At 61.5% G+C, this 15,758-nt stretch carries 16 protein-coding genes; 5 read left to right on the top strand and 11 right to left on the bottom strand.

The genetic code is table 11. The annotated features are described in order from the left end of the window. Nucleotides 1-29: 29 nt before the first annotated feature. The 11 genes from GC127_RS07795 to GC127_RS07745 all read right to left on the bottom strand — a co-directional run bounded on the left by GC127_RS07795 (nt 30) and on the right by GC127_RS07745 (nt 11,348). On the bottom strand, nt 30-1,307 hold the full coding sequence (locus GC127_RS07795; RefSeq protein WP_151977424.1) for an amidohydrolase family protein: 1,278 nt from the start codon (nt 1,305-1,307) through the stop codon (nt 30-32). After that, on the bottom strand, nt 1,307-2,251 hold the full coding sequence (locus GC127_RS07790; protein WP_151977422.1) for an ABC transporter permease: 945 nt from the start codon (nt 2,249-2,251) through the stop codon (nt 1,307-1,309). The genes GC127_RS07795 and GC127_RS07790 overlap by 1 nt, the downstream gene beginning before the upstream one ends. Before the next feature lie 3 nt (nt 2,252-2,254). After that, nucleotides 2,255-3,304 (bottom strand): ABC transporter permease, encoded by a 1,050-nt coding sequence (locus GC127_RS07785; protein WP_151977420.1) that lies wholly within the window; start codon nt 3,302-3,304, stop codon nt 2,255-2,257. Further along, nucleotides 3,294-4,841: an ABC transporter ATP-binding protein gene (locus tag GC127_RS07780; protein WP_151977418.1), complete on the bottom strand. Its 1,548-nt coding sequence runs from the start codon at nt 4,839-4,841 to the stop codon at nt 3,294-3,296. Before GC127_RS07780 ends, GC127_RS07785 begins: the two co-directional genes overlap by 11 nt. Before the next feature lies 1 nt (nt 4,842). After that, nucleotides 4,843-5,871 (bottom strand): BMP family protein, encoded by a 1,029-nt coding sequence (locus tag GC127_RS07775; RefSeq protein WP_081507325.1) that lies wholly within the window; start codon nt 5,869-5,871, stop codon nt 4,843-4,845. A 149-nt stretch (nt 5,872-6,020) separates the two neighbouring features. Then, on the bottom strand, nt 6,021-6,854 hold the full coding sequence (locus GC127_RS07770; protein WP_151977416.1) for a transglutaminase family protein: 834 nt from the start codon (nt 6,852-6,854) through the stop codon (nt 6,021-6,023). Next, nucleotides 6,851-7,900, bottom strand: a complete 1,050-nt coding sequence (locus GC127_RS07765) for a permease (RefSeq protein ID WP_199861211.1) — start codon at nt 7,898-7,900, stop codon at nt 6,851-6,853. Before GC127_RS07765 ends, GC127_RS07770 begins: the two co-directional genes overlap by 4 nt. A 47-nt stretch (nt 7,901-7,947) precedes the next feature. After that, nucleotides 7,948-8,271 carry a helix-turn-helix transcriptional regulator gene (locus GC127_RS07760; RefSeq protein WP_008282615.1) on the bottom strand — a complete coding sequence of 108 codons (324 nt, stop codon included), beginning with the start codon at nt 8,269-8,271 and terminating at the stop codon, nt 7,948-7,950. Nucleotides 8,272-8,311: 40 nt separating this feature from the next. Further along, nucleotides 8,312-9,130, bottom strand: coding sequence for a MaoC family dehydratase N-terminal domain-containing protein (locus GC127_RS07755; protein ID WP_151977412.1), 819 nt, complete (start codon nt 9,128-9,130; stop codon nt 8,312-8,314). Nucleotides 9,131-9,139: 9 nt separating this feature from the next. After that, nucleotides 9,140-10,324, bottom strand: a complete 1,185-nt coding sequence (locus tag GC127_RS07750) for an acyl-CoA dehydrogenase family protein (protein ID WP_151977410.1) — start codon at nt 10,322-10,324, stop codon at nt 9,140-9,142. 88 nt (nt 10,325-10,412) lie between these two features. Then, on the bottom strand, nt 10,413-11,348 hold the full coding sequence (locus GC127_RS07745) for a LysR family transcriptional regulator (protein ID WP_151977408.1): 936 nt from the start codon (nt 11,346-11,348) through the stop codon (nt 10,413-10,415). Between the two features lie 153 nt (nt 11,349-11,501). Between GC127_RS07745 and GC127_RS07740 the strand changes: the two genes are divergently transcribed. The 5 genes from GC127_RS07740 (at nt 11,502) to GC127_RS07720 (ending at nt 15,708) form a co-directional block, all read left to right on the top strand. After that, complete coding sequence (locus GC127_RS07740; RefSeq protein WP_151977406.1) at nt 11,502-12,629, top strand: CaiB/BaiF CoA-transferase family protein; 1,128 nt, start codon at nt 11,502-11,504, stop codon at nt 12,627-12,629. Then, entirely contained in the window at nt 12,622-13,311 is a 690-nt protein-coding gene (locus tag GC127_RS07735; protein WP_151977404.1) for a class I SAM-dependent methyltransferase, read from the top strand. Before GC127_RS07740 ends, GC127_RS07735 begins: the two co-directional genes overlap by 8 nt. 73 nt (nt 13,312-13,384) lie before the next feature. Continuing rightward, the gene (locus tag GC127_RS07730) at nt 13,385-14,092 is read left to right on the top strand and encodes an ABC transporter permease (protein WP_151977402.1); all 708 of its coding nucleotides are present in this window, start codon (nt 13,385-13,387) and stop codon (nt 14,090-14,092) included. Nucleotides 14,093-14,105: 13 nt separating this feature from the next. Continuing rightward, entirely contained in the window at nt 14,106-14,855 is a 750-nt protein-coding gene (locus tag GC127_RS07725) for an ATP-binding cassette domain-containing protein (protein WP_037298686.1), read from the top strand. A 25-nt stretch (nt 14,856-14,880) separates the two neighbouring features. Next, nucleotides 14,881-15,708: a substrate-binding domain-containing protein gene (locus tag GC127_RS07720; protein WP_151977400.1), complete on the top strand. Its 828-nt coding sequence runs from the start codon at nt 14,881-14,883 to the stop codon at nt 15,706-15,708. Nucleotides 15,709-15,758: the final 50 nt, after the last annotated feature.

Below are 15,758 nucleotides of genomic sequence, written 5' to 3'. Positions count from 1 at the left end.
GTCATGCCCTGTGATAGGCCGGGATGCGCCTATGCCACCGGGTGCCGCCGTCGCACGGACCCTGGCCGCTCTGGCAGGTCAAGCATGGCATCGCCACGTGGCGTGCGCGCAATGAGCCGCCCCTTGGACACGACCGCAAGACGCGCCGCACGCAGGCGCACCGCCTCGATCGGATCGCCTGCATCCAGCACCATGAGCGAGGCATTGGCCCCCACATGCAGGCCGTAATCCTCCAGCCCCAGAATCCGGGCGTTCTCGACCGTTACCATGTCGAAGCAGCGGCGCATTTCTTCGGGGCTACTCATCTGCGCCACATGCAGCCCCATAAAGGCGACATCGAGCATGTCGGCGGTGCCAAGGCTATACCACGGATCGCGCACGCAATCCTGTCCCCAACCCACGGTGATGCCCTGTGCCTGCATTTCCTTGACCCGTGTCAGGCCGCGGCGTTTCGGGAATGTGTCATGCCGCCCCTGCAACATGATGTTGATCAGCGGATTGGGGATTGCGGCCACGCCTGCTTCGGCCATCAGCGGCAGAAGTTTCGAGACATAGTAATTGTCCATCGAGTGCATCGAGGTGAGGTGGCTGCCGGCCACCCGCCCCTGAAGCCCGAGGCGTTGCGCCTCATAGGCCAGCGTTTCGATATGGCGGCTGAGGGGATCATCGCTTTCGTCGCAATGCATGTCCACGCGCAGACCGCGTTCCGCCGCAATCTCGCAGAGTTCGCGGACAGATGCCGCGCCATCTGCCATCGTGCGCTCAAAATGCGGGATGCCGCCCACCACATCGACGCCCATGTCGAGCGCGCGGACCGTATTGGCGCGCGCCGTCGGATCGCGGTAAAAACCGTCCTGTGGAAAGGCCACGAGTTGCAGGTCGATATAGCCTTTGACCTTGTCGCGCACCTCTAGCATCGCCGCTACGCCCTTGAGGCTGTCGTCACAGGTATCCACATGGCTGCGGATCGCCAAAAGACCCATCGAGGCGGCCCAATCGCAATAATCGAGCGCGCGGGCGACCATTTCCTCTTGCGTGACGATCTGCTTGAGTTCGCCCCAGAGACCGATCCCCTCCAGCAGCGTGCCAGAGGCGTTGATGCGTGGCAGACCATAGCTCAGCGTTGCATCAAGGTGAAAATGCGGATCGACAAAGGGCGGGCTTACAAGATCGCCGGTGGCGTCGATCACTTGGCCTGCCTCGGCCCCTTCAAGCCGCCCAATCGCCGTGATCCGGTCGCCGGTGATGCCGATATCGGCCACGGTACCATCAGGCAGGGTGCCCCCCTTGACGATCAGATCGAACATCAGCGTTCTCCCTTGTTGAAGGCCACCATCAGGGCGGCGGGCACCTCGGCGCGGCGCGACATGACGATCAGAGCGAGGATCGAGAGGACATAGGGCGTCATCAGGAAGATCTGATAGGGAATATCTGCCCCCATCGGTGTTTGTTGCACCCGGATTTGCAGCGCGTCAAACGCAGCAAAGAGCACGGCGCCCAACAGCGCCTTGCCCGGTTTCCAAGCGCCAAAAACCACGAGCGCGATGCAGATCCAGCCGCGCCCGTTGACCATTTCGAAGAAAAAGGAATCAAACGCCGACATGGTCAGAAACGCGCCCCCCACCGCCATCAGCCCCGATCCAACGATCACCGCCCCCATGCGAAGACCCGTGACAGACAGGCCCTGTGCCGCCACGGCCGCCGGGTTTTCACCCGCCGCGCGCAGGGCAAGGCCCAGTGGCGTGCGATAGAGCACAAGGCTTACAACGCCCACAAGGATGAAGGCCAGATAAGTCAGTGGCGTCTGCGAGAAAAGCGCTGGGCCAATCAGGGGAATATCGGACAGCAGCGGGATTTCCCAAGGTTGAAACGCCGTGATCTTGGGCGGGCTTGTCACCTCTGGCAGGGCCAGACGATAGGCATAGTAGGTAGACGAGGTGGCGAGAAGCGTCACGCCCAGCCCCACGACGTGCTGAGAAAGGCCAAAGGGCACTGTCAGCAGGCTATGCACCGCGCCAAATCCCATGCCGACGACCATGGCCACCGCGACACCGGGCCAGAGACCCAGACCGGAATAAACCGCCATCCAGCCCGCAAAGGCACCTGCCACCATGATCCCCTCAATCCCGAGGTTGAGAACACCTGCGCGCTCGCAGATCAATTCGCCCAGAGTGGCAAAGATCAGCGGGCTGGCAATGCGGATCGCAGCGGCCCAAAAGCTGGCAGAGAGCAGGATGTCGAGAATGTCCATGCGCTACTCCCTCACCACCCGGAACCGCGTGAGCAGGATCGCCAGCACCATCAGCAAGAGCGCCGTGGCCAGCATGATATCGGCCAGATAGGTCGGCACGCCCACCGCGCGGCTCATGCTGTCGGCACCAACAAAGATGCCCGCCACGAATAGCGCGGCGGCGATGACACCCAACGGATTGAGCAGCGCGAGCATCGCCACAATGATCCCAGTATAGCCAAAGCCGGGGCTGAGATCGAGCGTCAGGCTGCCTTTTACCCCTGCCACCTCTGAGAAACCCGCAAGCGCAGCAAGGCCGCCAGACAGAAGTGCGGTCTTGATCAGCACCGCATTGACCGGAATACCCGCAAAGCGCGCCGCCTCGCGGTTCAGGCCGACGGCGCGCATCTCATAGCCCAAGGTGGTGCGGCGTTGAATAACCCAGACAAGCGCGGCGGCAATCAGCGCGAGCGCAAAGCCCCAATGCAGGCGCAGCCCCTCGACGATGCGCGGCAGGCGCGCCTCGGCGATCAGGCGTTCGGATTTGGGCCATCCCATACCCATCGGATCTTTGAGCGGCCCCTCAAGCAGAAGCGATATGAACAGCAGAAAGATGAAGTTGAAGAGCAGCGTTGTGACCACCTCATCAACGCCAAACCTCACTTTGAGCAGCGCCGGAACAAGCAGAACGACCGCCCCCGCCAGCATCGCCACAAGAACCAGCATGGGCAAGAGCGCTGCGGCGGGCCATTGCAACGCGCCAGTGCCCAGAACCACGGTCATCAACGCGCCTGCGTAAAGTTGTGCTTCGGCACCGATATTCCAAAGCCGGGCACGAAAGGCGACCGCGACAGCAAGCCCGGTGAAAATCAGCGGCGTGGCGCGGTTAAGTGTCTCTAACATGGCGAATTGCGATCCCGCCGCCCCCTTGAGGATCAGCCCCAGCACGGCAAAGGGATTGGCCCCCGCGAGCATCGCCAACAGAGACGCGACAACAACCGTCGCAGCAATCGCTAGCGCAGGCGGCAGGGTGCTGCGGGCGAGGCTCGGATTGGCGATGGGTTCAAGACGCATGCGCCAACCCCTCGTCAAAGCCGTGGCCCGCCATCCACACGCCAAGTTCGGCAGGCGTCATGGTGCCGCGCGCAAATTCCGGTGAAAGCCGCCCCTCGGACATCACATGGATCACATCCGACAGCGCCATGATCTCATCCAGATCCTCGGAAATGAGCAAGACCGCCGCTCCCCGGTCGCGCGCCTTGAGCAATTGTTCATGCACATAGTTCACTGCGCCGATGTCCAAGCCGCGCACGGGTTGATTGGCAAGGATGATGCGCGGATTGGCCTCGAGCACGCGGCCAAGGATCAGTTTCTGCATATTGCCACCCGAAAGCAGGCGGATGCGGGTATCCGGCCCGGGACAGCGCACGTCATAGCCTTTGATGATCGCCTGTGTTTCAGCCTCGGCTTGCGACCAGTTCATCCAGCCCGCGCGGCTCATGGGCGGCTTGTGATAGCTTTCCAGAATGGCATTCTCGGTTAGGGAAAAATCAGCAATCGTGCCGGTTTTGTGCCGATCTTCCGGGATGCGGGCGATGCCATGCTCGACGGCGGCACGTGGCGACCATGCGGCCAGTGTGTGCCCATCCAGGTTGATCTGCCCCATCGCAGGTGTGCTTAGGCCGGCAATCAAATCGGCCAGCGCTGCCTGCCCGTTTCCAGAGACCCCGGCAAGCCCGGTGATTTGGCCTGCGCGCAAGCTGACGGTCACCGATTTCAACCCCGGTGCGCTGCCCCGGTCCGGTGTTGCGACTGCTTCGAGATGCAACAGCGCCTTGCCGGGTACGCCGGGGGCAACCCGTGGCGCGCTAACCGTGCTGCCAACCATAGCGGCGGCAAGCGCGTGGCGGTCGGTATCTGTCGTGGCCATTTCTGCCACCACCTTGCCGTGGCGCAGGATCACGACCCGATGGGCGATATCCATCACCTCATGCAGTTTGTGGCTGATGAACACAATCGACAGGCCCTTGGTCACAGCCTCGCGCAGGGTCGTAAAAAGATCGTCGGTTTCCTGCGGGGTCAAGACGGCGGTTGGTTCATCCAGAATAAGAATGCGCGCCTCGCGGTAGAGCGCCTTGAGGATTTCAACGCGCTGCCGTTCGCCAACCGTCAGGCTACCGACACGGGCGTCAGGATCGACCGCCAGATGAAAATCGGCAGAGAGCTTGGCAATCTTGTCGCGCGCGGCGGCACGATCAGACCGCCAACGCCAGAGCGGCTCGGTGCCGAGTGTCACGTTCTCCAGCACAGTCAGATTGTCGGCCAGCGTGAAATGCTGATGCACCATGCCCACGCCCGCCTCGAGTGCGGCGCGCGGATTGCCGGGGGGCAGCGCCCGCCCCATCACCATCACCTGTCCCTCATCGGCGGTGTATTGGCCAAAGAGGATGTTCATCAGCGTGGTTTTACCCGCACCGTTTTCGCCCAAAAGGGCAACAACCTCGCCCCGTCGCAGATCAAGGCTCACCGCGTCATTCGCGGTGAGCGCGCCGAAACGCTTGGTGATGCGATCGAGGCGCAGAACGACCTGCGCCGTGTCTGCGCCTGTCATATCAAGAGGATTTCGGCTCTTCGTCGTTGATCTCGACAGAGAAAGTGCCCGCCTTGATCGCCGCTTCACGTTCCGCCACCAGCGCCATGGCGGCCTCGGGCACTTTGCCCTCGAACGTCCCAAGCGGCGCCAAGGACGATCCGCCCTCTTTCATAAACGAATAGACGCCGTAATCGGCTGCGGTGAAGGTGCCCGCATTGACCGCAGCAATCGCGGCATCCAGTGTCGGCTCGAAATGCCAGATGGCCGAGGCCACGACCGTTTCGGGATAGTCGGCTTGGGTGTCGATGACGTTGCCGATGGCCAGCACGCCCTTTTCCTTTGCCGCATCCGAGACGCCAAAGCGCTCAGCATAGAGCATGTCAGCACCGCCTTCGATCATGGCAAAGGCAGTTTCCTTGGCCTTGGGCGGATCGAACCAAGACCCGATAAAGCTTACTTGAAACTTGATCTCGGGGTTCATCTCACGGGCACCGGCCATGAAGGCATGCATCAGGCGGTTGACCTCGGGGATCGGGAAGCCGCCGACCATGCCGATATTGGCGGATTTGGTCATCGCGCCCGCAATGATCCCCGAAAGGTAAGAGGCGTCCTGAATGTAGTTGTCGAACACCGCGAAATTCGCGAGCGCCTCATCCTGTTTGAAACTCGACCCCATCAAAAAGGCGATATCGGGATAATCAGCGGCCACTTCACGGGCTTCCTGTTCGACTGCGAACACCTCGCCAATAATGAGCTTGTAGCCCTGTTCGGCATATTCACGCATCACGCGGGCGTAATCTGTGTTCGAGACATTCTCGGAATAGACGTATTCGACATCGCCACGCTCTTGCGCGGTCAGGGCGGCCTTGTGAATACGGCTGACCCATTGTTGTTCAACGGGCACGGTATAGATACCGGCGGTCTTGATCGGTTCGGCGGCGCGCAGCGGCGATGCAAGGCCAGAGGCCCCGGCGATAAGCGCTGCCCCGGCCGAGGTGGCCATAAAGCGGCGGCGGGAAAGTGGCAGGCGTGTCATGTGGTTCTCCATGTTGGCAGGTGGGCAGTCTTTTTGGTTTTACCAATTGGTAAAATTTATCCGGCCGGTTTTCTACAGAAATTTACCGATGGACGAAACTAAACCGCCGGTGGGTCGAGTCCCAGCGGTTTATGCTCAAATTGCGGGCAGGTCCGCAAGGGTCAGGCTACGGGCAGGCGCGCGATGATGGGTAGTTTCTGCCATTCGCCCCCCGGCCCCGCCTGCATTGGCTCGGCCAAGAGCTTCAGTTGGGCCATTGTTTCACCCATATCATAGCCGTGGCCCATGGAGTGCCCAAGTGCGACCCGCCAACCGGGACGCGGATTAAGGCCGGGGCGCGTTGGGCCAAGCCCTGCCTTCATGTGATGCGCGATGTCCCAGTCCAGCACTTCGCCCGCATGGCGGGTAACGACCCAGCAATGCATGTCATGGGTAACGCCCCCCTTTTCCGCTGGAAAGAAGTAGCCATAAACGTAACCCGCCTCATAGCCCGCCGCGCGCAGGCTGGCCACGAGATAGGTGTTGATATCCACACAAGAGCCGGGCGTCGTACCACAAGAAAGATAGGGCACCGCATCGGTGCCATCATTGAACCGCGCGTCGGGATGGGCGTAGATGAATCGTGCCTCCGCTTCGGCCACCAACGCGTCGATGCCCGCGCGCCCCCCGCCCGCCTTGGCGGCAAGGGCGCGGCTGGCCTCGGCCAGATCATCGGCGGCGCGGGTATAGCGGGTGATGCGCGGCACATAGACCGCCTCGGGATAGTCTATGCCCTTGGGCGCGGGGGCGATGCGATGCGTAAGCGTGAGGCTCTCGCCCGTCGATTCGATCCAGAGCGCAGCAAGGCCTAACTCGGCCTCTAACACCACGTCGATGATCTGCCCGCCGGTCACGCTTGCCCGCGTGACCGTCTCTTGCGGGCTGCACATCCCCGCCGGGGCCAGCAGGCGCGTGCCGGGTTTCAGGCCGCTCACCTCAATATGCAAGTGTCTCATGCCATGTTCCAAAGCTGAAAAAGCAGGCCAGCGGCAAAGGCCCCCGAGAGCGAAAGGGCGATATACAGCGCAAAGACCCGTGGCTTGACCAAGGCCCAGACTGCGATTGCGGCCGGCAAGGAGGTGACGCCCCCAGCCACGAGAAAGGCCAGACCAGCGCCGGGGGCCATGCCCTGACCGATCAAGCCGCCGACCAATGGCAGGGCGGCGTAACCATTCAGATAGGCAGGCACGCCCACCAGAGTGCCCAGTAGGATCGGCCCGATGCCAGTGCCCCCTAGCGCCTGCGTGATGGTCTCTGCCGGGATAAAGGCGAGCATCAGGCTTTCTAGAATAAACGCCAGAGTAAGCCATTTCAGCAGAAACAGGGTCACATTCCGTGCCTCACGGCCAAACTTGGCCCGGCGCTCTGGCTCGGACCAAAAGCGCCAGACCACCGGCTTGGGCGCGCGCAGTTTGCTGCCACCACAGCCTCCGTTGCCGATACCGTCGCGCAACGGATCGCTCAGCCCCCCGGCACGGCCCATCAGATGCACAACCCAGCCCCCCATCAGACCCAAACCCACGGCAGCAAGTGTCTTGGCAATCGCGAATTCCAAACCCAAGACCCCGGTCGTGAGGATAAACATCGAGGGGTCCATCACCGGCGAGGCCAGCCAAAAGGCCATCACCGCCGACAGCGGCACCCCCATCGCCAAAAGGGCGGCGATAAGCGGTATCACCCCGCAAGAGCAAAAGGGCGAGAGGCCGCCCGCGAGGGCCGCAAGCAGGATCATCAAGGCCGGAGCGCCGGTAAAGGCGCGCGCGATCATATTGTCTGCGCCTGTCGCCGTGGCCCACGCCGCGATGCCGATGGAGAGCAATAGAAACGGTGCAGTGCTGAGGAGGGCGTCGCTGGTAAACAAAAGCGTGGCACGCGCCTGCGTCGCGTCGAAAACTGCAAGCACGATCAGAATCATGGCCGACACCATCCAGATGCGGTGATCCTTCCATAGGCGCCGCAGCAGGGCGGTGGCGCGCGGTTGAGGCAGGCTTGAGTCTGTCATGTCCATATCCCTAGAAATATCGTTTTCTTAAGCCCAAAAAAGGGCGTTCAGGCAGCTGTTTCTGTCTCTGTTTTGGCCAGTTTCACCCCTGTGCAGCATTCCGAGGTCAGGAAATCCAAGGTCCGGCGCATAGCGGCGTAATCCACGCGGTTGATCACCGTGCGCCCCTGTCTCTCTTGCACCACCAACCCGGCATCGACCAATGCCGAAAGATGATGTGCAAGTGTCGAGGGCGCCTGATCCAGGTGCTGACCGATGTCGCCCACGTTCAACCCGTCGTCGCCCGCCCGCACCAACAGACGAAAGATCGCAAGGCGCGTGTCATGGCCAAGGGCAGCAAGGGCGCGGGCGGTGGGGCTTGTGATACTCATGGGATAAATATAACGATAAATCTAGTTATGTCAATCTATCTCATTCAGCCCGTGCTGCCATGGTCGCCACCCCATCGCCCATACGCCGCACCCGCAGATCAATGCCGCCTTCATGCTGACGGGCCTCAATCGCCACGGGCAGCTTGCAGATAAGCGGCGTCAGCCCGCGATAAGAGAACCGCGCAGGCAGATGGCCTAGAATATGCGTGGCCAGATTCATCATCCAGACCGCCTGCATCGGACCATGCACCACCAGCCCCTCATATCCCTCAACCCCGGTCGCGTAGGGGTGATCATAATGGATGCGGTGACCGTTGAAGGTAAGCGACGAGAACCGGAAAAGCAGGGTCGAATTCGGCGTGATCTGCCATGCGGTTGCATTGGGCCATTCCTCAGCAGCCTCTGGCGTCTTGGTTTGTCCCGGCTTGGGGTCTTCGCGATACACGATGTCCTGCCGCTCGGTCAGACGCGCCACTCCGCCCACGCTATAAACATGCCGTTGCGTGACAAAGCCCAGCTTGCCGCTGCGCCCCTCTTTGAAGGTTACATCGTCAATCGTCGTTTCCCGCGTGACCAGATCACCGGGCGCAAAGGGCGCGTGAAATTCGATCTCTCCCCCCGCCCACATGCGGCGCGGCAAGGGTAAGGTAGGCAGGAACAGCCCTGTCTTGGGGTGGCAATCACGCCCCAGTTGGTCGGGCGTTACCGTATCGGGAACCAGACACCAATGCAGCCCAACGGGCATTTCCGCCTCGGCCAATGTGCCGGCCAGCGTAGCGCGGTATTCGCGCACCAAGCGTTCTGAAATCGGCTCTGACCGGCTATAGCTGCGCCCGATCCAATCCGCGTAGTCGTTCATTCGCTTCCCCTATTGCCCGCGTCCCGGCCCATAAGACTTTGGCAGGCCCAGCACCTGTTCGGCAATATGGCACAGGATCAGATTGGTCGAAATCGGCGCAATCTGATAAAGCCGCGCTTCGCGGAACTTGCGCTCGACATCATATTCCTCGGCAAAGGCAAAACCGCCATGCGTCTGCATGCAGGCCTCTGCCGCCTCCCAACTCGCCTCAGAGGCCAAGAGCTTGGCGGTGTTCGCCTCGACGCCGGGATTGTGGCCTGCGTCATACATGGCCGCCGCGCGATACACGATCGCCTCTGCGGCCATCATATGCGCCTGCGCGCGCGCCAGCGGAAATTGCACCCCTTGGTTGACCCCGATGGGCGCGCCAAAGACAACGCGCTCGCGGGCATAATCCGACCCGGTCCTGAGGAACCATTTGGCGTCGCCGATACATTCGGCGGCAATCAGAATGCGCTCGGAATTCATCCCTGACAGGATATAGCGAAATCCTTTGCCCTCGTCGCCAATCAGGCAGTCCGCCGGAATACGCAGGTTGTCAAAAAAGACCTCGGTTGTGGCATGGTTGATCATGGTTCGGATGGGGCGGATGTCGATGCCGTGCCCCACTTTGCCGCGCAGATCGATCAGGAACACCGACAGACCGTCAGTTTTCGATTTTGCCTCTTCGCGCGGGGTGGTGCGGGCCAAGAGAACCATCAAATCAGAGTGTTCGACCCGCGAAGTCCAGATTTTCTGGCCGTTGATTACATAGGCATCGCCATCCCGACGCGCGGTGGTTTTCAGCGCCAATGTATCGGTGCCACTGGTCGGTTCCGTCACCCCAAAGGCCTGAAGCCGCAAAGATCCATCGGCGATGCCGGGCAGGTAGGCCGCCTTTTGCGCCTCGGACCCGTGACGCAGAACGGTGCCCATTGTATACATCTGCGCGTGACAGGCGGCAGCGTTGCAGCCAGAGCGGTGGATTTCCTCAAGAATGACGGCGGCAGCGGTCAGGTTGAGCCCCGATCCGCCGTATTGCTCGGGGATCATCGCGGCCAGATACCCCTCGCGGATCAGCGCATCGACGAAATCCTTGGGATAGGCGCGGCGCGCGTCCAGATCGCGCCAATAGGCACCGGGAAATTCGGCGCAGACGCGGGCCACACCTGCGCGGATGTCGGCGTAATCTGCGGTTGGATCAAAGGATGTCATGTCAGCCCCTCACACTACTTGGCCCCTAGGTGACAGGTTTTCGATCCCTGCGGAAATATCAATGCCCGCTTGCTGCCATTGGGCGCGCCTATAGCCGCAGCTCACCTTGCCAGATGCCCCGCCGCACCAGATCGCGCAGCACGTCCAGTGTGATCGCCTCAACCGCACGGCTGGCGCGGCTGGTGGGAAAGGCGGGGTTTGAGACAAGATAGACGGGCCGCACCATATCGGGATCTGTGATGGGCGCGCCCTCAAGCTCGCCGCGCGCCACTGCGTCATGGACCGCTGAGGGCGAAAAGATCGCATGACCCGATCCGCGCGCCACCAGTTCCTTGATCTGCGTCATCGCGTCCATCTCGATGGACACGTTGAGGCGCAGGCCAAGCGGGGCGGCATAGCTCTCGATTGTTTTGCGCAGGCCATGTGCTGCCTCCGGCAGGATCATGTCGAGCGGTTCCAGGGCGCGCAGGGGCACGGCCGTGCCGGGGGGTGTTTCAAACGGCCAGTTGTCCGGGGCGGAATAGACATGCAGGCGCTCATCCAGAACATGGGTGATGCGGAAATGATCCGCGTCCTGAAGATCATAGATCAGCCCCATATCGACCGTTCCATCGGCCACCCATGTCTTGATATACCCGCTCATCGCCTCGACCACGCGCAGACGGATATCGGGCAGTTCCACCCGCACGGTCTCGGCCAGAGGCACGGACAAGACCATAGACACTGACGGTGGCAGTCCAAACCCCACCTTGCCACGTGGCGCGCCCGAGGCATCGCGCATCTCATCCTCGCAGCGTGCCATCGCGGCGCTGATCTCGCGGGCATGGCGCAAAAGCACCTGACCTTCGGCAGTCAGAATCGAGCCGCGCGGCGACCGGTCGATCAAACGCACGCCCAGTTCGGTTTCCATCCGCGCCACATGCTGCGAGAGTGAGGGCTGTGCCACACCCAGCCGATGCGCCGCCGCCGACAGCGAGGGTGCCTCGGCGATGGCGATGAAATAACGAAGTTGGCGAATATCCATAAGAGAAAGCTCTACCAAGCCGCCCTACCAGAGGGCAAGGCTATGGCACCCCATAGTCGGGCGCTATACCCGTTCAATCACACGGGTATTTCCCAGACCCGGTGCAATAGGGCATGTTCCAGCCAAACCGCACCTAAAAGAAAAGAGGCCCCGATGCGCACAGACCTAGCCGGACTATTGGTTGTTTCCGTCGAACAGGCCGTCGCCGCCCCCTATGCCTCTGGTCGTTTGGCAGAGGCTGGGGCGCGCGTGATCAAGGTCGAGCGGCCCGAAGGTGATTTCGCGCGCGGCTATGATGCGCTGGTTCATGGCGAGAGCGCCTATTTCGTCTGGCTCAACCGGGGCAAGGAATCACTCTGTCTCGACCTGAGACAAGAGGCAGACCGCGCGCTGATGGAGCGCATGCTGGCGCGGGCGGATATCTTCATTCAGAACCTCGCACCGGGGGCGATTGACCGTCTGGGATTTGCCCCCGACCGATTGCGTGCCGATTACCCGCGTCTTATCACCGTCTCGATTTCAGGCTATGGCGAAGACGGCCCGCTCGCAGACCTAAAGGCGTATGACCTTTTGGTGCAGGCCGAAACCGGCCTCTCGTCGATCACCGGCAATGAGCATGGCCCGGCACGCACCGGCGTTTCGGTTTGTGACATTGCGGCGGGAATGACCGCCTATCAGGCCATCCTAGAGGCACTGATCGGGCGCGCGACAACCGGCGTGGGGCGGCATATCGCGGTGTCGCTCTTTCATGCGTTGGGCGACTGGATGAATGTGCCCTATCTGCAATATGCCTATGGCGGCAAGGTGCCGCCGCGTGCGGGCCTCAACCATCCCACCATCGCACCCTATGGCGTGTATCAGGGCGGCGATGGCAAGGCGGTGCTGATTTCAATCCAGAACGAGCGCGAATGGGCGGTGTTCTGCGAGGCGATATTGGGCGATGCCGCGCTGGCTCGTGATCCGCGGTTTGACAGCAATTCAGCCCGTGTTGCCAATCGGGCAGCGTTGGATGCGATCCTGCGGCCTGTCTTTGCGGCGCTCCCTCGCGATGCCATGGCAGACCGCCTGCGTGCCGCGCGTATCGCCTATGGCCGCGTCAGTGAGATGGAGGATCTCGTCACCCATCCGCAAAATCGTCACGTCACCGTCGAGACCCCCTCTGGCCCGGTGCAGATGCTGGCCCCCGGCGCGCAGATGAATGGGTGTGATGCCACTCTGGGTGCCGTGCCCGCCCTTGGTGCGCATACCGATACCTTGCGCCAAGAGTTTGGCGATGACTGAGGCGCTGGATACATCCGCGCGCCTTTTGACGATCCTTGCCGACATCGGCGCGCGTGATGTGCTCGACATCGGCTGTGGCCACGGGGCATTGGCGCGCACCCTGTGGCGCGCAGGCTATACTGTGACCGGAATAGACCCCGCGCCCGAGGCAGTGGCCGCCGCGCGCATGGCTGTGCCCGAGGGGCGCTTTGAGCAAGGCGGGGCCGAGGCATTGCCCTTTGCGACGGCATCCTTTGACGCCTGTATCTTCCTTAATTCGCTGCATCACGTGCCCGAACCGCTGATGCAGGCCGCGTTGCGCGAGGCCTTGCGTGTGCTGCGCCCCGGTGGCGAATTGATGATTGTCGAGCCCGTGGCAGAGGGTGCGTTTTTCGAGGTGATGCGCCCGGTCGAGGACGAGACAGAGATACGGCACGCGGCGATTCGGGCAATAGACGCGCTGTTGGCGGCTCGCGTGGCCATCGGCCCTGCGCCCGTCACCTATGAACGGCCGACACCGATAGCCGATCTAGAGGCTTTTATCGCCTCCCTTGCCCGTGTCGATCCTGCCCGCCGCGCGCTGGCCGAGGCGCAGCGTGAAACACTCGGACGGCTTTTTGCGGCGCATGTCAGCGTCGGGCCAAAAGGCCCAGAGTTGATCCAACCGCTACGCCTCTGGCGGTTGCGCGCCGCAAAACCCTAAGGGCCTGTCGCGTTAGGGGCTGGCATCTTATGTTTTTTTGTGCTTTTTTTCCCGCAGAGGGGAGAAATCGCACGTGTTCAGCTTTGGCGACATCATGGCAGAGGCGCTGGCGCTGATCCTCAATTGGGATCGAAACCTAAGCGAGATTGTCGTTCTATCGTTGCGCGTGACGCTGACTGCGGTTCTCTTGTCCTGTCTTATCGGGCTCCCGCTTGGGGCATTGGTGGGTGCGTTCCGCTTTCCGGGGCGCGCGGTTGTCACGGTGGTGCTCAATGCGTTGATGGGCCTGCCGCCGGTGGTGGTAGGGCTGTTCGTCTATCTCATGCTGTCGGCCTCTGGCCCCTTTGGTCCGCTTCAATTGCTCTACACGCCTGGGGCGATGATTATCGCGCAGACCATTTTGGTAACGCCCATCGTTGCCGCGCTCACCAAACAGGTGGTCGAAGATCTGCATGGCGAATATGCAGAGCAATTCGCCTCGATGGGCCTGCGCGCCTATCAGCGGGTCACAGCGCTTTTGTGGGATGCGCGCTATAGCTTGATGACCGTGGCATTGGCGGGGTTTGGCCGCGCCGTGGCCGAGGTTGGCGCGGTGTTGATCGTGGGCGGCAATATCAATCACGTCACCCGTGTGATGACCACCACCATCGCGCTTGAGACATCCAAGGGCAATCTGGAACTGGCGCTGGCGCTGGGCGTGTTGCTGCTGGTGATAGCCTTGCTGGTGAATGCGGTGGTCATGGCGCTTCGGGCCTCTGCGGTGCGTGCGGCCTATGCGTGACACGGTGATGGATATGACCCCGGCCAAAGTTGCCACGCAAGATAGTCTGCTCGCGGCGCGCGATCTGTGCTTTCACGCGGGTGGCAAGCGTTTGATTGACAAGGTGTCGGTGGCAATTCCCGAAGGTCGGCGCACGCTTGTCATGGGGGCCAATGGCGCAGGCAAGAGCCTGCTATTGCGCCTTTTGCATGGGCTTTTGCCCGCCACGTCCGGGCAGATTCTATGGCAGGGTGCGGCCCCCGATGATCGGGCGCGGCGCACGCAGGCGATGGTCTTTCAGCGCCCAGTAATGCTGCGCCGCTCCGTGCTGGCCAACCTAAATTTCGCTCTTTCGGTGCATGGTGTCCGTGGGGCAGAGCGCGCAGAGCAAGCGGCGCGTGCCCTTGATATGGCAGGGCTGAGCGATCTGGCGCGGCATCCAGCGCGGGTGCTGTCGGGTGGCGAGCAACAGCGGCTTGCCTTGGCACGGGCGTTGATCTGTAAACCGCGTCTTCTGTTTCTAGATGAGCCCACCAGCAGCCTCGATCCCGCATCAACCCAGAGAATCGAGGATCTGATCAACGCCGCCCATGGGCGCGGTGTGACCATCGTCATGATCACACATGACATGGGCCAAGCGCGGCGCATGGGCGACGAGGTGATTTTCCTGCATGCCGGTCAAGTGGCTGAAAGCGGCCCGATTGACCAAGTTCTTGGCCACCCCAAGTCCGAGGCAGCGCGCGCTTGGACCCAAGGTCGGCTCTACACAAGTTCAACCTTTTGAAATCCAAACGAAACGGGAGTTTTTCATGCTCAGACGTCACCTCTTTTCGCTTGCCGCCGGTGCGGCGCTTGCTTTGGGCCTTTCTGGCACTGTACAGGCGCAGGATCAGTTCATCGTGGTGCAATCCACCACCTCCACCCAGAATTCTGGGCTATTCGATCACCTTCTGCCGATTTTTCAGGACAAAACCGGCATCGAGGTGCGCGTCGTGGCCGTAGGCACCGGGCAGGCCATCAATAATGCGATGAATGGCGACGGCGACGTGCTCTTTGTCCATGCCAAGGCTTCTGAAGAGAAATTCGTGGCCGAAGGCCATGGGCTACAACGCTCTGACGTGATGTATAACGATTTCATCCTTGTTGGCCCCTCTGCCGATCCGGCGGGTATCGCCGGGACCAAGGATATTGCGGCGGCTTTGACCAAGATCGCAGAGGTCGGTGCCCCCTTTGCCTCGCGTGGGGATGATAGCGGCACCCACAAGGCGGAATTGAAGCTCTGGAAAGAGGCGGGCGTTGATACTGCTGCCGCGTCCGGCGGGTGGTATCGTGAAACCGGGTCCGGCATGGGCGCCACGCTGAATACTGGCACGGCCATGGGCGCGTATGTGCTGACCGACCGTGCCACGTGGATTTCCTTTGGCAACAAGGGTGAGTATCAAATTGCAGTCGAGGGCGATAATCGCCTCTTCAACCAATATGGCATCATCCTTGTGAACCCGGAAAAGCATGCGAATGTTAAGGCCGAAGCCGGGCAGATGTTCATTGATTGGATTCTGTCGACCGAGGGGCAGCAGGCCATAGCTGATTACAAGATCGACGGTCAGCAATTGTTCTTCCCGAACGCAGAAGGCTAAGCCAAGGCTGAACAGAGCTTTGAAATGGGCGGGGTTTTCACTAACCCCGC

It is taken from the genome of Roseovarius sp. EC-HK134 (assembly GCF_902498815.1).
GTDB classification, from domain to species: Bacteria; Pseudomonadota; Alphaproteobacteria; order Rhodobacterales; family Rhodobacteraceae; genus Roseovarius; species Roseovarius mucosus_A.
This window is presented reverse-complemented; position numbering and strand designations above follow the sequence as displayed.

Coding starts and splice junctions, on each gene's coding strand:
- GC127_RS07735 (WP_151977404.1), top strand. CDS start 12,622: ATGACTGAGGCGCTGGATACATCCGCGCGCCTTTTGACGATCCTTGCC.
- GC127_RS07745 (WP_151977408.1), bottom strand. CDS start 11,348: ATGGATATTCGCCAACTTCGTTATTTCATCGCCATCGCCGAGGCACCC.
- GC127_RS07740 (WP_151977406.1), top strand. CDS start 11,502: ATGCGCACAGACCTAGCCGGACTATTGGTTGTTTCCGTCGAACAGGCC.
- GC127_RS07725 (WP_037298686.1), top strand. CDS start 14,106: ATGACCCCGGCCAAAGTTGCCACGCAAGATAGTCTGCTCGCGGCGCGC.
- GC127_RS07760 (WP_008282615.1), bottom strand. CDS start 8,271: ATGAGTATCACAAGCCCCACCGCCCGCGCCCTTGCTGCCCTTGGCCAT.
- GC127_RS07750 (WP_151977410.1), bottom strand. CDS start 10,324: ATGACATCCTTTGATCCAACCGCAGATTACGCCGACATCCGCGCAGGT.
- GC127_RS07795 (WP_151977424.1), bottom strand. CDS start 1,307: ATGTTCGATCTGATCGTCAAGGGGGGCACCCTGCCTGATGGTACCGTG.
- GC127_RS07770 (WP_151977416.1), bottom strand. CDS start 6,854: ATGAGACACTTGCATATTGAGGTGAGCGGCCTGAAACCCGGCACGCGC.
- GC127_RS07790 (WP_151977422.1), bottom strand. CDS start 2,251: ATGGACATTCTCGACATCCTGCTCTCTGCCAGCTTTTGGGCCGCTGCG.
- GC127_RS07755 (WP_151977412.1), bottom strand. CDS start 9,130: ATGAACGACTACGCGGATTGGATCGGGCGCAGCTATAGCCGGTCAGAG.
- GC127_RS07765 (WP_199861211.1), bottom strand. CDS start 7,900: ATGACAGACTCAAGCCTGCCTCAACCGCGCGCCACCGCCCTGCTGCGG.
- GC127_RS07720 (WP_151977400.1), top strand. CDS start 14,881: ATGCTCAGACGTCACCTCTTTTCGCTTGCCGCCGGTGCGGCGCTTGCT.
- GC127_RS07780 (WP_151977418.1), bottom strand. CDS start 4,841: ATGACAGGCGCAGACACGGCGCAGGTCGTTCTGCGCCTCGATCGCATC.
- GC127_RS07785 (WP_151977420.1), bottom strand. CDS start 3,304: ATGCGTCTTGAACCCATCGCCAATCCGAGCCTCGCCCGCAGCACCCTG.
- GC127_RS07775 (WP_081507325.1), bottom strand. CDS start 5,871: ATGGAGAACCACATGACACGCCTGCCACTTTCCCGCCGCCGCTTTATG.